Origin of the sequence: Aurantimonas sp. HBX-1 (assembly GCF_021391535.1) — a bacterium.
GTDB lineage: Bacteria > Pseudomonadota > Alphaproteobacteria > Rhizobiales > Rhizobiaceae > Aurantimonas.
Map to the genome: position 1 here is coordinate 2379515 of NZ_CP090066.1, position 15725 is coordinate 2395239.

14 protein-coding genes and 1 pseudogene are annotated in these 15725 nt (G+C 67.4%); 8 read left to right on the top strand and 7 right to left on the bottom strand.

From position 1 onward, the window contains the following. Nucleotides 1-152 precede the first annotated feature (152 nt). Entirely contained in the window at nt 153-1250 is a 1098-nt protein-coding gene (locus LXB15_RS11245; protein ID WP_233948548.1) for a YeeE/YedE family protein, read from the top strand. Nucleotide 1251: 1 nt separating this feature from the next. Here LXB15_RS11245 and LXB15_RS11250 read toward each other — a convergent pair whose 3' ends face one another. The 4 genes from LXB15_RS11250 to LXB15_RS11265 form a co-directional block, all read right to left on the bottom strand. Continuing rightward, entirely contained in the window at nt 1252-2154 is a 903-nt protein-coding gene (locus LXB15_RS11250; RefSeq protein ID WP_233948549.1) for an MBL fold metallo-hydrolase, read from the bottom strand. A 116-nt stretch (nt 2155-2270) separates the two neighbouring features. Beyond that, on the bottom strand, nt 2271-3206 hold the full coding sequence (locus LXB15_RS11255; protein WP_233948550.1) for a LysR family transcriptional regulator: 936 nt from the start codon (nt 3204-3206) through the stop codon (nt 2271-2273). Nucleotides 3207-3378: 172 nt separating this feature from the next. Further along, nucleotides 3379-4677 carry an amidohydrolase family protein gene (locus LXB15_RS11260; protein ID WP_233948551.1) on the bottom strand — a complete coding sequence of 433 codons (1299 nt, stop codon included), beginning with the start codon at nt 4675-4677 and terminating at the stop codon, nt 3379-3381. Continuing rightward, nucleotides 4674-5651 (bottom strand): LysR family transcriptional regulator, encoded by a 978-nt coding sequence (locus LXB15_RS11265; RefSeq protein ID WP_233948552.1) that lies wholly within the window; start codon nt 5649-5651, stop codon nt 4674-4676. The genes LXB15_RS11260 and LXB15_RS11265 overlap by 4 nt, the downstream gene beginning before the upstream one ends. A gap of 377 nt (nt 5652-6028) precedes the next feature. On the opposite strand from LXB15_RS11265, the gene LXB15_RS11270 reads away from it, so the two are divergent. From LXB15_RS11270 to LXB15_RS11295, 6 genes are all read left to right on the top strand, one after another. Further along, nucleotides 6029-7180 (top strand): PotD/PotF family extracellular solute-binding protein, encoded by a 1152-nt coding sequence (locus LXB15_RS11270; protein WP_233948553.1) that lies wholly within the window; start codon nt 6029-6031, stop codon nt 7178-7180. 74 nt (nt 7181-7254) lie between these two features. Further along, nucleotides 7255-8127 carry an ABC transporter permease gene (locus tag LXB15_RS11275; RefSeq protein WP_233948554.1) on the top strand — a complete coding sequence of 291 codons (873 nt, stop codon included), beginning with the start codon at nt 7255-7257 and terminating at the stop codon, nt 8125-8127. Continuing rightward, complete coding sequence (locus LXB15_RS11280) at nt 8124-8948, top strand: ABC transporter permease (protein ID WP_233948555.1); 825 nt, start codon at nt 8124-8126, stop codon at nt 8946-8948. Before LXB15_RS11275 ends, LXB15_RS11280 begins: the two co-directional genes overlap by 4 nt. Next, nucleotides 8945-10027 carry an ABC transporter ATP-binding protein gene (locus tag LXB15_RS11285; protein WP_233948556.1) on the top strand — a complete coding sequence of 361 codons (1083 nt, stop codon included), beginning with the start codon at nt 8945-8947 and terminating at the stop codon, nt 10025-10027. The genes LXB15_RS11280 and LXB15_RS11285 overlap by 4 nt, the downstream gene beginning before the upstream one ends. Nucleotides 10028-10045: 18 nt before the next feature. Continuing rightward, a complete protein-coding gene (locus LXB15_RS11290; protein WP_233948557.1) occupies nt 10046-11548 on the top strand; it encodes an amidohydrolase family protein in 1503 nt (500 codons plus the stop codon). After that, nucleotides 11541-12341 (top strand): creatininase, encoded by an 801-nt coding sequence (locus tag LXB15_RS11295; protein ID WP_233948558.1) that lies wholly within the window; start codon nt 11541-11543, stop codon nt 12339-12341. The genes LXB15_RS11290 and LXB15_RS11295 overlap by 8 nt, the downstream gene beginning before the upstream one ends. 316 nt (nt 12342-12657) lie before the next feature. Here LXB15_RS11295 and LXB15_RS11300 read toward each other — a convergent pair whose 3' ends face one another. Then, a complete protein-coding gene (locus LXB15_RS11300) occupies nt 12658-12855 on the bottom strand; it encodes a hypothetical protein (protein ID WP_233948559.1) in 198 nt (65 codons plus the stop codon). 260 nt (nt 12856-13115) lie between these two features. Here LXB15_RS11300 and LXB15_RS11305 point away from each other — a divergent pair, with 260 nt between their 5' ends. Beyond that, nucleotides 13116-13274: an aldo/keto reductase gene (locus tag LXB15_RS11305; RefSeq protein WP_370640090.1), complete on the top strand. Its 159-nt coding sequence runs from the start codon at nt 13116-13118 to the stop codon at nt 13272-13274. 170 nt (nt 13275-13444) lie between these two features. Here the strand turns inward: LXB15_RS11305 and LXB15_RS11310 are convergent. Both LXB15_RS11310 and LXB15_RS11315 read right to left on the bottom strand, forming a co-directional pair. After that, nucleotides 13445-14566: pseudogene (locus LXB15_RS11310) on the bottom strand (CDC27 family protein); the annotation flags it as partial. Nucleotides 14567-14582: 16 nt separating this feature from the next. After that, on the bottom strand, nt 14583-15695 hold the full coding sequence (locus LXB15_RS11315; protein WP_233948561.1) for an adenylate/guanylate cyclase domain-containing protein: 1113 nt from the start codon (nt 15693-15695) through the stop codon (nt 14583-14585). Nucleotides 15696-15725 lie beyond the last annotated feature (30 nt).

Sequence of the window (15725 nt, forward strand, 5' to 3'; positions counted from 1 at the left end):
CCCTCCTCTGCCGGGCACCGCCCAGGGCGCGCAGGAGACGTCGCCAGTTGGCGCGCCGCCAGGAGGTCTCGTCCGCCGCTTGTGCGGCGGCGCTGGCGGGGCTAGGCTTTTCGCAACGAAGCGTTCCCAGAAGACGCTCGGGAGGCACCACCATGCTGTTCGAAAGCGGCCTTGCGCTGCCGCTGGCGGGTCTCGCCGCCGGCGCCGCGATGGGCTACGCCGCGCGGCGGCATCACTTCTGCACGCTCTCGGCCCTGGAACGGCGCTGGTACGCCGGCGACGACAACGGCGTGCGGGCCTGGGGCCTGGCGATCCTGGTCGCGATCATCCTCACCCAGTGCCTGGTGCTCGCCGGCCTGTTCGATCCCGCGCAGAGCTTCTACCTTACGCCGAACTTCGGATGGTCCGGGGCAGTGCTCGGCGGCCTCGCCTTCGGCTTCGGCATGGCGCTCGTCGGCACCTGCGGCTTCGGCGCGCTGGTCCGGCTCGGCGGCGGCTCGCTGGGCGGCCTGGTGGTGGTGATCGTACTCGGCCTCGCCGCCCTCGCCACGCAGCGCGGAATCATCGCCTTCGGCCGGATCGCGATCGTGGATTCGCAGGCGCTGGACCTCACGCGGATCGGTTCGCCGGACCAGTCGCTCGGCAGCCTCGCGAGCGCGATCATCGGCCGGGACATCGCGTGGCTGGTCACGCTGGCGGCAGTCGTGGGGCTGGCGGCCTGGGTGTTCCGCGCGCCGGCGTTCCGGCGCGACCGCGGCAAGGTCGCGGCGGGGATCGTGATCGGGGTCGCCGTCGCCTTCGGCTGGCTGGCGACATCGTTCATCGCGGCGCGCTCCTTCGATCCGGTGCAGATCGAGAGCGCGTCCTTCGTCGTGCCGCCCGGCGACGTGATCCTGCAGCTGATCGCGGTGACGGGCGCCCTGCCCGACTACGGCGCCGGACTGGTGCTCGGGGTCGTGCTCGGCGCGGCGGCGGCGGCCGTGCGGCGCCACGACGTCCGATGGGAGGCCTGCGACGACGCGCGCGAACTCTCCCGCCACCTCGTCGGCGCGGTGCTGATGGGCGTCGGCGGCGTGTTCGCCCTCGGCTGTACGATCGGCCAGGGGGTCTCCGCCGCCTCGCTGCTGACGATCTCGGCGCCGGTCGTGCTGATCTCCATCGCTATCGGGGCGCGGCTCGGCCTCGCCTACATCCTCGAAGGCTCGATCCGGCACGCCTTCCTGCCGATCGAACGGGGCCCGGCCGAGTAGTTCAGGCCTCGGGCACGAAGCGGTAGCCTGAGCTGGCGGTCTCCACCCGCCCCAGTCCGCCCCGCGGCAGGTGGAACCCGACGAAGCGCATCTTCTCCGAAGCCAGCCGGTCGAGCAGCGCCGTACGGGTCGTCGCGCCGGCCTGCGGATCCTGGTCGGCGCTCCAGAAGAGGTCCGGGCGGGCGAAGGAGATCGGATCGTTGATGATCGCGTCGCCCACCACCATCACCGGGTCACCCTCCCCGTGCAGCACGAAGGCGCAGTGTCCCGGCGTATGGCCGAACGCAGCCATCGCCTCGATGCCGGGAAGCACTTCCTTGCCGGGCGTGAACAGGGTGCAGCGGTCCTCGATCGCGTCGAAGCGGCTGCGGGCGCCGATGACGAAGCTCTGGCGGTCCTCCGGCATTTCGGCGAGCGCGGCGTCGGAGCGCCAGTAGTCCCACTCCGCCTGGCAGACATGGAACGCCGCGTTGGCGAACGGCACTTCGTCGAAATCGTCGAGCACGCCCCAAATGTGGTCGGGATGGGCGTGCGTGAAGATCACGTCGGTCACCTCGCCCAGGTCGATGCCGGCGGCTTCCAGGCTCTCGGGCAGCTTGCCAGCGCTCGGCATGAAGTTGCTGCCGGCGCCGGCATCGAACAGGACGAGGCGGTCCGGGCCGCGCAGCAGCGTCACGTTGCAGGCCGCGGCATGGGTGGCGCCCAGCGCGGTGCGATCGACGCCGATCTCCGCGAGCGCGGCGTCGGGGATCCCCCGCAGGACGTAATCGGTGGGCAGCACCAGCTGGCCGTCGCTCAGCGTCGCCAGCGCATCCGGCGCCGCCACCGCCCGGGACCGCAGGCCGGACGCGGCCAGTCCGGCAAGGGCGAGCGCGCCGACCGTGAAGTTCCGTCTGGTCAGCATGGTTTCTCCTCCGCAGCTGCCACTGTCGGCGCAGGATATATAGAATATTTGTAATGTATAGTCGGCGTCCCCGGCTCCGCGAGGACGGCGGAATGTGCGTGCCGGGCGGATCGCGTTCAGGCCGCGACCGGGTTCCTCAGGCGCGCCTTCCAGGTCCCGGCATTGACCAGCTTGACGATGACGTCGCCGAGGGCCCGGGCAACGACCTCGCTGCCGCGCGGGTTCATCGTGCGCTGCGAGACCACGACTGAGAGCCGCCATGACGGCGTCGGATCGACGATCGGCACCGCCACCATGTCGTTACGCCGCAGTTCGTCGAGGAAGGCGAAGTTCGGCATCACCGTGCAGTGACCCTCCTCGCTGACCAGCCGGGCAATGGCGGGCAGGCTGTCGCAGTCGAGCGCGCTGGCGGCGACGTCGTGCTTGGCGGCGAGCCGCTCGATGACGCCGCGCAGGATATGCGGCCGGCCGGGCAGCACCAGCGGCAGGTCGAAGATCTTGGCGAACGGCACCGAACCGCGACGCGCCAGGGCGCTGCCCGGCGGCACGAACAGCATCAGATCCTCGGCGATCATCCCGGTATAGGCGACGTGCTCGAAGGCGCGATGGTCGTAGAGCAGCGCCACGTCGAGCCGCCCGGCCTGGATGAAGTCGTCGAGATAGCCCGACATCGCCTCGACCACATGCAGGACGATGTTGGGCTGCGTCGCCGCCAGTTCGCGAAACAGCGGCAGCGACAGGTTCCGCGCCGCGGAGGTCGGCAGTCCCACCGAGATCCGGCCGGTCGGATGCGTCGCCTGCGACTGGATCACGTCGCGCGCCCGCTCCACCCCGCTGAGGATCTTGCGGGCATGCTCGTAGAACTGCTGGCCGAGTTCCGTCAGCTTGGCGCCGCGCGCATGGCGCGACAGCAGTTCGACGCCGAGTTCGTCTTCCAGATTGCGGATCTGCTGGCTCAGCGAGGGCTGCGCGATGCGCAGGATCTCGGCGGCGCGCGAGAAGTTTCCCGCGTCGGCGATCTGGACGAAATAGCGAAGCTGGCGAAGGTCCATGATGCGTCTCCGGCCGGATGACGCACAAGATCTGGGCAAATGTCAAATCGTATAGAAATGAGGCATATGCGCGGGCTATGGACGGCGCCGCCGCTGGTTCCCGTGGCGCCGGGCCCTTCATTGGCACCTGCGTCCAGGGAGAGCGCGCCGGCGCCCCTCTGATAGGCTGGCGCTATGGGGCCGGCCAGGTCGGCCCGTAGCCGGCGATCGAGACGGCTGGCGCCCGCCCGGGCAGGTCGAGCACCGTCTCGCGCGCCGGCGTCTGCGCCAGGACCCGGCCCCGCCGCACCACCGCCAGCCGATCGGCGCGGAGCCGCACCGCCTCGATCGGGTCGCGCGCGTCGAGCAGCACGAAGTCGGCATGACAGCCGGGCGTCAGCCCGTATTCTTCGAGGCCGAAGGCCCGCGCCGCGTTGGTGGTGACCGCCTCGAAGCAGAAGCGGATCTCATCGAGGCTGATCATGTGCGCGGCGTGCGTCGCCATGTGGGCGACGTCGAGCATGTCGGCGTTGCCGAAGACGTACCAGGGATCCATGCAGGAATCCTGGCCGAGCGCGATGTTGACGCCCTTCGCCCGCAGTTCCGGGATGCGCATCAGGCCACGGCGCTTCGGGTAGGTGTCGCTGCGCCCCTGGAGGTTGATGTTGGCGAGCGGGTTGGGGATGCAGTGCATGCCGGATTCGGCGATCAGCGGAATGAGCTTGCTGGCGTAGTAGTTGTCCATCGAATGCATCGAGGTGAGGTGCGACCCGGACACCCGGTCGCGGAGCCCGAGCCGCACCGCTTCGGCGGCGAGCGTCTCGACGTGGCGCGACAACGGGTCGTCGGTCTCGTCGCAGTGGATGTCGACCCTAAGGCCCCGCGCCGCGGCGATCTCGCAGAGCGCGACCACCGAGCGGTTCCCCTCCTCCATCGTGCGCTCGAAATGCGGGATGCCGCCGACGATGTCGACGCCGCGGTCGAGCGCACGCTCCAGATTGGCGGCGGCGATGGGCGAGCAGAAATAGCCGTCCTGCGGGAACGCCACGATCTGCAGGTCGAGATAGTCCTTCACCTTCTCGCGCACCTCGAGCAGCGCCTCGACGCCGACCAGCCGCTTGTCGCAGACGTCGACATGGGTGCGGATTGCCAAAAGCCCCTGCGCGACGGCGAGGTCGCAATAGCGCAGCGCCCGCTCCGCCACCGCCTCGACCGTCCGCAGCGGCCGCTGCTCGCCCCACAGCGCGATGCCTTCGAGCAGCGTCCCCGACCGGTTGAAGCGCGGCTGCCCGACCGACAGCGTCGCATCCAGATGGAAATGGATATCGACGAAGGGCGGCGAGACCAGCCGCCCCGTCGCGTCGATCTCCCGGCCGGCCTCCGCCGCCAGGCGCAGCTCGACCGCCACGATGCGCCCGTCCCGGCAGCCGATGTCGATTCCCGTCCGGCCGTCCGGCAAATTGGCATTCCGCATGATGAGATCGAAGGTCATGGCAGTTCCTTGCTCAGGGAGGATGGGATGTCGGCGGCGGCCGGTCCGGGCGCGCGCCGCAGCTGCGCTTCCCACTGGCCGCCCGCCACCAGCGAACGCGCGACCTCGTCGAGAAGCGCCGCGACCGCCATCGAGGCCCGGCCGTCGGCGGCCTTGCGCGACAATACGATGGACAGCCGCCATGTCGGCGTCGGATCGACCAGCGGGATGGCGACGAGATTGCCGCGATCGATCTCGTCGCGCAGCGCGAAGCTCGGGTAGATCGTTGCGTTGCCGTCCAGCACCAGCGCCACGATCGCCTGCAGGCTGTCGCAGTTGATGGCGACCGTCAGTTCCGCATCGGCCCGCGCCGCGAAGGTTTCCACCACTTCGCGGATCACGTGCGGCCGCTGCGGCAGAACGAGCGGCAGGGCGAGCGCCTGGCGATATGTGACGGCGCGGCTTCCCGCCAGCTGGTGCCCGGCCGGCAGGATGAGCCGAAGCTCCTCGACCATCACATCGTTCGCAACGATGTTCTCGAACGCCTTGCGGTCGTAGAGCAGCGCGACGTCGACCTTTCCCGTCTGCATCCATTCGTCGAGGCTGCCGGTCATCGCTTCCACCAGATGGATGGCGATGCGCGGGTAGCGCGCGGCAGCCGCGCGGATCAGCGGCACCGCGAGGCCCCGGCACGCGGAGGTCGGCAGGCCCAGCACGACGACGCCGGACGGGCTGTCGGCCGCTGCCTGCAGCGCCTCGCGCGAGCGCTCCACCTCCCGCAGGATGAGCCGGACGTGGTCGCAGAGCAGCCGCCCCTGTTCGGTGGCCGTCACGCCGCGCGGATGGCGCGCCAGGAGGTTGACGCCGAGTTCGTCCTCGAGGCTGCGCACGTGCTGGCTCAGCGACGGCTGGGCGACGCTCAGCACCTCGGCGGCACGCGAGAAGCTGCCGCTGTCGGCAATCTGCAGGAAGTAGCGAAGCTGGCGAAGTTCCATCCCGTACTCCGGCTCGGGGATGGGCTGAGTGTCGGCGGCCGGCAGCGACTGTCAAACGCCCAGAACCTATGCAGGATCACGATCGACTGCCCAGAATCGATGCAGGCGATGGAGAATAGTTCAATAGATTCAAGGCAGCAGCTTCCGGGTATTTGCCGATATCTGCATGCCTAGAACTTCTGCCTATGGCTGGCGATTGCTATTTCGTCTTTTGAATCACGAAACCCGTGGTGCAAGCTCCTGATCACACCGAAGCCCGGAAACGGCGCGGATGGCTCGCGAAGGCGGGCCGTCTGTCGATGGCTCGCGCCGTCGAGAAACGCCGTTCGGCCCGCGACCGGTGCGCGTTGAACGGCCACACGGACAGGAGACATTGGATGAGCAAGTTTCAGATCACCGATCCGCGCGGGCTGCTGCTCCGCCCGACGCGCCGGACGGTGCTCCAGGGCGCCGGCGCGCTGGCCGGCGCCGCCGCCTTCACCGGCTTCGGCCCCTTTGAGGCGAGCGCCCAGGACAACGTGCTCAACATCCTCACCTGGCCGGGACACGGCGACCCGGCCTTCGTCAAGCCGTTCGAGGACGAGCACGGCGTGAAGGTGGTGGCCAAGGAATATGTCGGCGGCGAGCCGATGCTGGCGCTGATGAACCAGTCGCCTCCGGGATCCTTCGACGTCGTGCTGGCCGATGCCGAATACATCTACATGCTGCAGGAGGGCGGCTTCATCGACGAGATGGATCCGGCCGATTACCCGCTCGCCGACTACTGGCCCGAGTTCCAGAAGTTCCCGCTGCACTGGAAGGACGACAAGCTCTATTCGGTGATGATCCGCTTCGGCTATCTCGGCCTCGCCTACCGCACCGACGTCCTGAACGAGGAGGACGTGAAGACGTACAAGGCGCTGTGGAGCGAAAAGGTGAAGGGCAAGGTCGGCTTCTTCGACTGGTACCTGCCGACCATGGGCTGCCTCAGCCTCGGCAACGGCAACAAGCCGCCCTTCGACATCGACGAGGCGGCGTTCGAGGCCCTGAAGGAGACGCTGTTCTCGCTGCGGCCGCAGACCAGCGGCTTCTACTCGATGGCCGACCAGTTCGCGATGCTCACCAACGGCACGGCCGGCGTCATTCCCGGCGTCGGCGACTGGGTGGTGCTGCTGCTGCAGAACGAGGGCGTGCCGGTGAACGCCGTCGTGCCCGACGAAGGCGGCATCCAGTGGACCGAGTCGATGTCGGTCGTCTCGAGCTCGTCGAAGAAGGACCTCGCCAAGAAGTTCATCCAGTACGCCAGCTCGCCGGAAGGCCAGTTCCGCTCGGCCCGCCTGCCCGCCTACTGGGCCTCGATCCCCAACCGCAAGGGCTGGGAGAAGATGAACGCCGAGGCGCCCGAGGATGCGGTCAAGCTCCGCCACACCTTCGACGCGCGCAACGTCATGGACGAATACAAGGAAGGCAAGATCTTCATCCGCCAGACGCCGGTGCAGCAGGACATCGAGACCTGGAACGACACCTGGTCCGAATTCAAGGCCATGTGATCCGCCCGCCGGGGCGGCCCCCGGGCTGCTCCGGCGCACGCGGAATCTCGTTCCTGCAATGAAACAGGTAGGTCATGGCTGACAGCTCCCTGTCGCACGCCCGTGCCAGCCGCATCCGCTTCGCGGTGTTCCTCGGCGCCCCGACGCTGATCTGGCAGCTCTGCTTCTTCGTGGTGCCGCTCGGCTTCCTGGTCGCCATGACCTTCTGGTCGGTGCGCAACTTCCGGCTGCAGCCGGACTTCACCTTCGCCAACTGGTCGACGATCCTCTCCGCCGGCTTCTTCCAGAGCGCCTACACCTACACGTTCGGCCTGTCGGCCCTGGTCGCCGTGTTCGTCAGCGTCGCGGCCTTTCCCGTCGCCTATGTCCTCGCCTTCAAGGTGCGGCCGTCGACGCGGATGCTGCTGGCGGGCCTGCTCGTCGTGCCGTTCTTCACCAGCTTCCCGGTCCGCATCTACTCGATGCAGATCTTCTTCAGCCCGAACGGCCTGATCAACACGGCGCTGGATGCCATCGGCATCGCCCCGATCTCCGTCCTCAACAGCCCGACCGGCACCTTCATCGGCTTCCTGACGCTGACCGCGCCGCTGGTGGTGCTGCTGCAGACCTTTGCGCTGGTCGCCGTCGACCGGCAGCTGGTCGAGGCGGCGCACAACCTGCGCTGCGGCGCGCTGCGCACCGTGTTCACGATCGTCATTCCGGCGGCCCGCGTCGGGCTCGTCGTCGCCGGCGCCTTCGCCTTCGTGCTGGCCTTCGGCGATTACATCAGCCCGCAATTCCTCGGCGGCTCCAACCCGCCGACCCTGTCGATCCTGATCGCCGACCAGGTGAAGTCCGGCAACCACTGGCCGCGCGCCTCCGTCGTCGCCGTCATCATGATCGCGACGCTGGCACTGGTGCTCGGCGCCCTGCTGAAGCTCGCCTATGGCGGCAGGAAGCCGTCATGACCCGCACCCGCCGCGCCAGCCTCCTGGCCGGCGTCCTGCTGATCGGCTGGACCGTCCTGGTCTTCGCCTTCATCTTCGCGCCGGTCGTCTCGACCGTGGTCTTCTCCTTCAATGCCGACCGCTTCCCGGCGCTGCCCTGGGGCGGGTTCTCGCTGCAGTGGTACGAGGCGATCGCCGCCGACGAGACGATCCGACGCGGCCTGTGGAACAGCCTGGTCGTCGCCTTCGGCGCCTCGCTCATCGCCACCTTCCTCGGCTTCACCGCCGCCTATGTCGACTACCGCTTCCGCTTCTTCGGCAAGGGCATCTACATGGCACTGGCCGCCCTGCCCCCGACCGTGCCGGTGGTGATCATGGGCGTCGCCATGCTGACCTTCCAGGGCCGCATCGGCCTGTCGGGCACCATTCCGGGTCTCATCGCCGCCCATGTCGTCGTCTGCGCCCCCTTCGCCATGGCACTGGTGCGCATGCGGCTCGCCGATCTCGACCGCGATCTGGAACCCGCCGCCTGGAACCTCGGCGCCGACCAGTGGACGACCTTGCGGGAGGTGGTGCTGCCCTTCGTCGCCCCGTCGCTGTTCTCGGCGCTGCTGATCACCGCCTCCGTCTCCTTCGACGAGTTCATGATCGCCTGGTTCATCTCCGGGCTGAACGAGACGCTGCCGGTGCGCGTCCTTGCCATGCTGCAGGGCCAGGTCAGCCCGCGCATCAACGCCGTCGGCGCGCTGGTCTTCGGTGTCAGCATCCTGCTCGTCGTCGTCGCCCAGCTCGTCGCCGCCCGGCGCCTCGCCGCCGCACGCCTCAAGGGAAGCGACCAATGACTCCCACCATGATCGAGCTCGACCAGGTCGCGAAGGCCTATGGCGACCAGATGGCCGTCGCCGACGTGTCGCTGGAGATCCGCAAGGGCGAGTTCATCGCGCTGATGGGCCCGTCCGGCTGCGGCAAGACCACGACGCTGCGCATGCTGGCGGGCCTCGAGACCCCCACCACCGGCGAGATCCGCCTTTGGGGCCGGCGCATCAACGAGGACGCCGCCTGGTCCCGCGACACGCCGCTGGTCTGGCAGAACTATGCGCTGTTCCCGTTCATGACGGTGCGCAGGAACGTCGAGTTCGGGCTGAAGCACCGCGGCACGCCGCCGCGCGAGCGCACCGCCAAGGCGGACGAATGGCTCGCCCGGATGGGCATCGGCGAACTCGCCGAACGGATGCCCGGCCAGCTCTCCGGCGGCCAGCGCCAGCGCGTCGCGCTTGCCCGCGCGCTGGCGACCGAGCCCGAGCTGCTGCTGCTCGACGAGCCGCTGAGCGCCCTCGACCCGCATCTGAAGGTCAAGATGCAGGCCGAACTCGTGCGGCTGCACCAGGAACTCGGCATCACGTTCATCTGCGTCACGCACAGCCCGTCCGAGGCCTTCGCCATGGCCGACCGGGTGGTGATCATGAGCGAGGGCCGCATCCAGCAGGTCGGCGCGCCGCGCGCCATCCACCGGCGGGCGGAGAACCGCTTCGTCGCCGAATTCCTCGGCGGCTCGAACCTGATCGCCGGCACGATCGCGTCCCGGAATGCCGGCCTCATCACCATCGACACCGCGAGCGGCCCGCTGCTCGCCCGCACGTCGGACGACCAGGGGCTGTCTCCCGGCGACGCGGCGACCCTGGTGGTCGGCACCGACCGCGTGGCGATCACGAGCGAGCGCCCCGCCAGCGGCAACGCGCTGGAGGCCCACGTCGCGACGCTCGATTTCGTCGGCGCCTCCGTCACGGTGTTCATGGAGACGCCGGCCGGACTCGAGATCCGGGCGCAGCTCTCCTCACGCGATCTCGACGCAATGCCGCTCGCCCCGGGCGACGCGGTGTTCGTCCACTGGCCCGCAGAGGCCGGCTATTTCCTTGCATGACGACAGGACGGAGCTGACATGACGACATTCATCCGGGGCGCGACGCTGCTGGCAATGGGCGGCGGGACCGGCGCGGAGCCGTTCACCGGCGACCTCCTGATCGAGGGCGACCGGATCGCCGCGATCGGGCCGTCGCTTGCCGTGCCGGAGGGCGCGACGATCATCGAGGGGGCCGGCAAGCTGGTCATGCCCGGCCTCGTCAACGCCCATCTCCATTCCAACGAGGCGCTGTTCAAGGGTCGCTACGACAACATGCCGCTCGAGGTGTGGATGCTCTATGCCTACCCGATCCGGGCCGCGAAGGCGCTCCCCCCGCGCCTGGTCTATCTCCGCTCGATGCTCGTCGCGATGGAATCGCTGCGCACCGGCGTCACCTGCATCACCGACGACCTCTACGAAAGCCCGCGCTCGGAGCTGGAACTGATGGGCGCGGCGATCGACGCCTATGACGACGTCGGCATCCGCGCCACGGTCTCCGCCCATGTCGTAAACCGCAACTTCCTCGACACGATCCCCTTCACCCGCGACTACGTCCCGACGCATCTGCAGGAAGAGATCGACGCCATCCAGCCGGTGACGACGCCGGACTATCTCGCCTTCGTCAGGGAGGCGCATGCCCGCTTCCACGGGCGGTCGGGCCGCATCCGGACGATGCTCGCGCCCTCGGCGCCGCAGCGCTGCACGCCGGAGCTGATGCTGGCGGCCAACGAGCTGGCGAAGGAATGGAACGCGCCGTTCCACACCCACATCGTCGAGACCAAGGTGCAGGCGGTCACGGGGCCGGAATTCTACGGCAAGTCGCTGATCGCCTACATGGACGATCTCGGCCTGCTGAACCCGTGGACGACCATCGCCCATTCGATCTGGGTCAGCGATGCCGACATCGAGCGCATGGGCAGAGCCGGGGTCTCGGTCTGCCACAACGCCATCTCCAACCAGAAGCTCGGCGCCGGCTCCGCGCCGGTGCGCAAGCTGCTCACGGCCGGCGTCAATATCGGCCTCGGCTCCGACGGCATCTGCTCCAACGACACGCCGCGGATCTTCGACGTGATGAAGGCCGCGGCCCTGATGCACAAGGTCAACAATCCCGACTGGTCGCGCTGGCTCAACGCCAGCGAGGTGCTGCACGCGGCCACCCTCGGCGGCGCCCGTACCGCGCTGCTGCACGAGGAGACCGGGTCGCTGGAGGCCGGCAAGAAGGCCGACCTGCTGATCCTCGACGCGCAGACCGCCAGCTTCACGCCGCTCAACGACGTCCGCAACCACCTCGTCTACTGCGAGAACGGCTCCTCGATCGAGAAGGTCTTCGTCAACGGCGAGATGGTGGTCGAGAACGGTCGCCTGACCCGCGTCGACGAGAAGGCGCTGCTCGCCGAATTGCGGGCACTGATGCCGGAGTTCCTCGAATACACCAAGGGGGTCGAGGCGGCGAACGGCGAGCTGGAGCCGGCCTTCACGAAGGTCGTGCAGCGCTGCTACGGCATGGATGTCGGCATGACGCGCTGGGCCTCCGATGCGTGAGGCAGAGCCAAAGGTCCGGCTCGCCGATATGAGCTGGATGGAATTCGCCCGGCGCGTGAAGGAGGACGATCCGATCGTCTTCCTGCCGATCGGCGCTACCGAGCAGCACGGCCCGCATCTGCCGCTGTCCACCGACGTCATCCTGCCGGAAAGCATCGCGCTGAAGGTTGCGGAGCGGCTCGGCGGCATCGTCGCCCCGTCACTCGCCTACGGCTACAAGTCGCAGCCGAAGACCGGCGGCGGCAATCATTTCCCCGGCACGCTCAGCCTCAATGCGGCGACCCTCGTCGCGCTGATACGTGACATCATCAACGAGCTGGCGCGCCACGGCGTGCGCCGGATCGTCCTCTTCGACGGCCACATGGAGAACCAGTGGTTCATCACCGAGGCGGCTGACCTTGCCCTCACCGACCAGCGGCGCGAGGGCGTCACCGACCTGAAGATCGTCAAGCTGGGCTACTGGGAATTCATCACCCCGGCCACGGAAGCGATCCTGTTTCCGGACGGGCTGATCAGCTGGGCGCTGGAGCACGCGGCGGTGATGGAGACGTCGGTGATGCTGCATCTGCGGCCGGACCTCGTCGACGCGGCGGCAATCCCGGACAATCCGCCCGCCGAGTTTCCGCTCTTCGACCCCTACCCGTTCGACCTTGCCCCGATCCCTGCGGACGGCGTCCTCAGTTCGGCCGCCAGCGCCAGTGCCGAGAAGGGCCGCGCGGTCGTCGAGCAGGTGGTGCCGGACATCGCCGCGGCGCTGGCCCGGCACTTCGCGGCCCCGCCCGCGGGCGGGTGATCCCTGTCCGGACGTCGGTCCTCATTTAACTGCAGGCCGCCACGGCGCGGCGAGAAGACGGCCCGGGTTTCGCAGGTCGGGCTCTGGCGAGACCCGTCCCGCACAGACCGGCAGCGTTGGCAGTCATTTGTCTGAACGATGGTGGGCCCGGCAGGAGTCGATCCTCGGCTACACTTATCGAGCAAATTCAATAAATTAACCGTCAGCGCCTCAGCCATGTTATGCAGTTTATGCAGCACCCGCAAGCCGGCAGCGTCGAATCTTAGGACCGCAATTGGCCGCGGCGTCGAAGCGGAACGGGGAGAGAGGCACAAAGTCAGATCCGAGGTCGATTCCTCCGCTTGATGGCACTCCAAAGGTGCGAAGCGCCAAAAAAGAAGATCCGCGGGTGCGTCGCCGTTTTCGCCAGCAGGTTTTTCGCCACGATCGTCAGCGGCCAGCTGATAGGCTTGACGGTGACGGAGACAAACGCGGTATTCACCGTCACCCACACGTCGCCAAAGGTCGCCTGCATTGCTCGCCCGCGATGACGTCGAATGGCGAGCCTAAGTACTAGTATCCGCTCCCGGGCGCGGAAGCGGCGCCTTGGGATTACTCACTCCGGTACGCTTCCCTCGCCGTGGTGTGCGTGCGGCGAAGTTGGGTGGGCGGCGTCACGGTTGATGGCTTTTCCGCTGCATTCTTTTGCAGCGCAGGGTCGCTTCCGTCAACGTGGTGCGCCATATCCGCTATGGGCCGAGCAAGGGTGGCTGATGGCCCGCACGGGAGACATTATTGACCGTCCTGGCGTGGCTCCTCCAACGCAGTTCCAACATCCTCGTCATCCCAGGCATATCGCGTCGAGCTCATCTCCACACGAACGTCGCGGCGTCCTCTCTTCGGCTCTCAACCGATCATACCCGTCGATTGAACGAACTTCCCGACGCGCGCTGACAGAACGCGAGGGCGCTTGCTGTTTGAGCGGTGCCCTCGCCCCCTCGTTCCAAACGAAGCGCGAGTGAGATGCCCGCTTCTCATCCTCGATTGCCCGTCGCACCAGGCGCTCACCGATCTTCCGGCATTCGGTCGCCGGCTTGCTTCACCGCCATTCCTGTCCCGGCATCTCAGCCTGCCTTGGCCGCAGCAGCGCTCGGCGTGATGTTTGCAGCCTCCGGAGCCGTCGCCAGGGCGAGCGCCGCCAGGAAGCGTTCCATCAGCGGGGAGTCTCCGAAGCGCCGATACTGGCGCTCGGACTCCAGCGAGAATTCGGGCTTGACCGCACGCAACCTACCCATCGCCGCCTGCGCTTCGTCCTGACGGCCGAGATCGGCCAGCAAGGCGCTCCAGATCAGCAGGCAATCCGCCTCGTTGGGCGATGTCATGAGGCACTGGCCGAGGACTTCTTCCGCTTCTTCCGTCTTCCCCGCCGCGTAAAGCGCCTGACCGTGCACGTAGACGTAATATTGTGGCGCCAGCGGCTGCAGCCGGCGTGCGCGCTCCGCGTTCTCGACCGCATCGTCGTAGCGATCGAACCGCACTTGCGCCTTGGCCAGCGCCATCAGGCTGTCGGGGTCGTTGGGATTGAGTTCCACGGCACGAAGGCCGGCCTGCATGGCGTCCGCATAGGCGCCCTTCGCGGCAAGGCCAAAGCTCAGGACCTGGTAGGCAGCGGCTAGGTTGGGCTCCAGCTGAATGGCTTGGCGGGCCTCACTCAAACCGGCCTCGATCTCTGGAGCCGACGCTCGACCGGTCAGGCCATTCACGGCATCGACGATGTAGGTCATGCCCAGCCCGGCGCGAGCAGCGGCATAGCCGGGATCGAGTTCCAGGGCCCTGAGGAGCAAGGCGCGCGCGGCCAGCAGCGCGTCGCCGTCCGACGAGCCGTGCTTGTACTGGCTGCGGGCGCGCAGCACGAGATCATAGGCTTGCAGGCTGTCCGTCGGCTGTTGCGCTGCGGCGGCCACCTCCGACTGCCGGACGTAGGAGCCGACGTGCGAGACGATCTCGGCAGCAAGGTCTGCCTGCAGGAGGAAGACGTCGCCGACACGGCGGTCGTAGCTGCTCGACCAGAGATGGGCACCGGTCCTGGTCTCGACCAACTGGGCGACGACGCGAAGCTGGTCTCCGGCGCGCCGTACACTGCCTTCGACTATGTAGTCGGCATTGAGCCGCTTGCCGATCTCCCGCACATAGACCGCCTGGCCGCGCATGGCGAAGGTGGAGTTCCGGGCGATGACCTTAGTCTGTTCCTATAACCTGGTTTTACGGAAGGACGTCGGTCTTCGCTCTGAACATCCGCAAGCCATGGAGGTGCACCGCTTCCGATCGGCCGCGCAGAATATGGGCACCCTCGTCCGTCAGCTTTGCGGCCAATCTCATGCTGCCTTCGGAATGAAGCGCCTCAACAATCGAGGCGGTCACAAGCAGATCAACATCAAGTTCCCGGCAATGGGCCTCGACCCGGCTGGCGACGTTGACGGTATCCCCGACGACGGCAAGCTCGAACCTTCCCACGCCGCCAATCTCCCCTTGCAAGACCTCCCCGTAGTGGATTCCCACCACGATACGTATTGGGGGCTTTCCGGCGGCGGCGCGTCGCATGTTCCACTCGCTAATCCTCGTGACGATCTCGAGCGCCGACAGCACGGCGTTGGTGGCATCACGCGCGCCCGTGTGCGGCACACCAAAGACGGCGAACAGGCCGTCGCCAAGGTATTTGTCGATCATGCCGCCATTAGCAAAGACGCGGTCGCTCAGGATTCGATGCAGATCTCGCAGCAGTTCCATGGTCTCGTCCGCCGACGCATCCGCACAAAAGGCGGTAAACCCGACCATGTCAGCGAAGAGAACCGCAGCCGGCTGGCTCCGGACGAGAGTCGGCATATTTAGGTCGGCCAGTTCATTGACCAGTTGTGGCGGGAAGAAGCGGGCGAGGTTTGCGCGCTGCCGCTGGGTTGCGATCAGATCCTCGGCCGCTGTGATGCTTCGGCAGGCCAGCAGCGTCGTGACCGCTATAGCCGCAACGCTCATGGACATCCGCAATGTTGCCGAATCCGGCAACATCCAGCGGTGAACGAGGAGCCAGCTCGTTACGGTGAGCACTATGCAAACAATGGCTGCAATACATACGAATGTAATATTCCGTGAGGCTGCGACCACCAAAACCACGACAACGTAGAGAACAGCTACCGCAAACTCGACGCGAACTAGCGTGTCTACCGCGAAGATGACTGACGCCAATGCACCGCTGGCGAGCAGCGGATTGAGCCTGCCGGGTGACGACCTACGGCCGAGAACCGAAGCCGGTCCATCGGCCACAACGCCGTCGCCCGCCGCTGGATGAGGGCGCACGCGATTAGATTGGATCAATGCCATGAGATTATTCGCCAGCAGAAGTCTCGAACG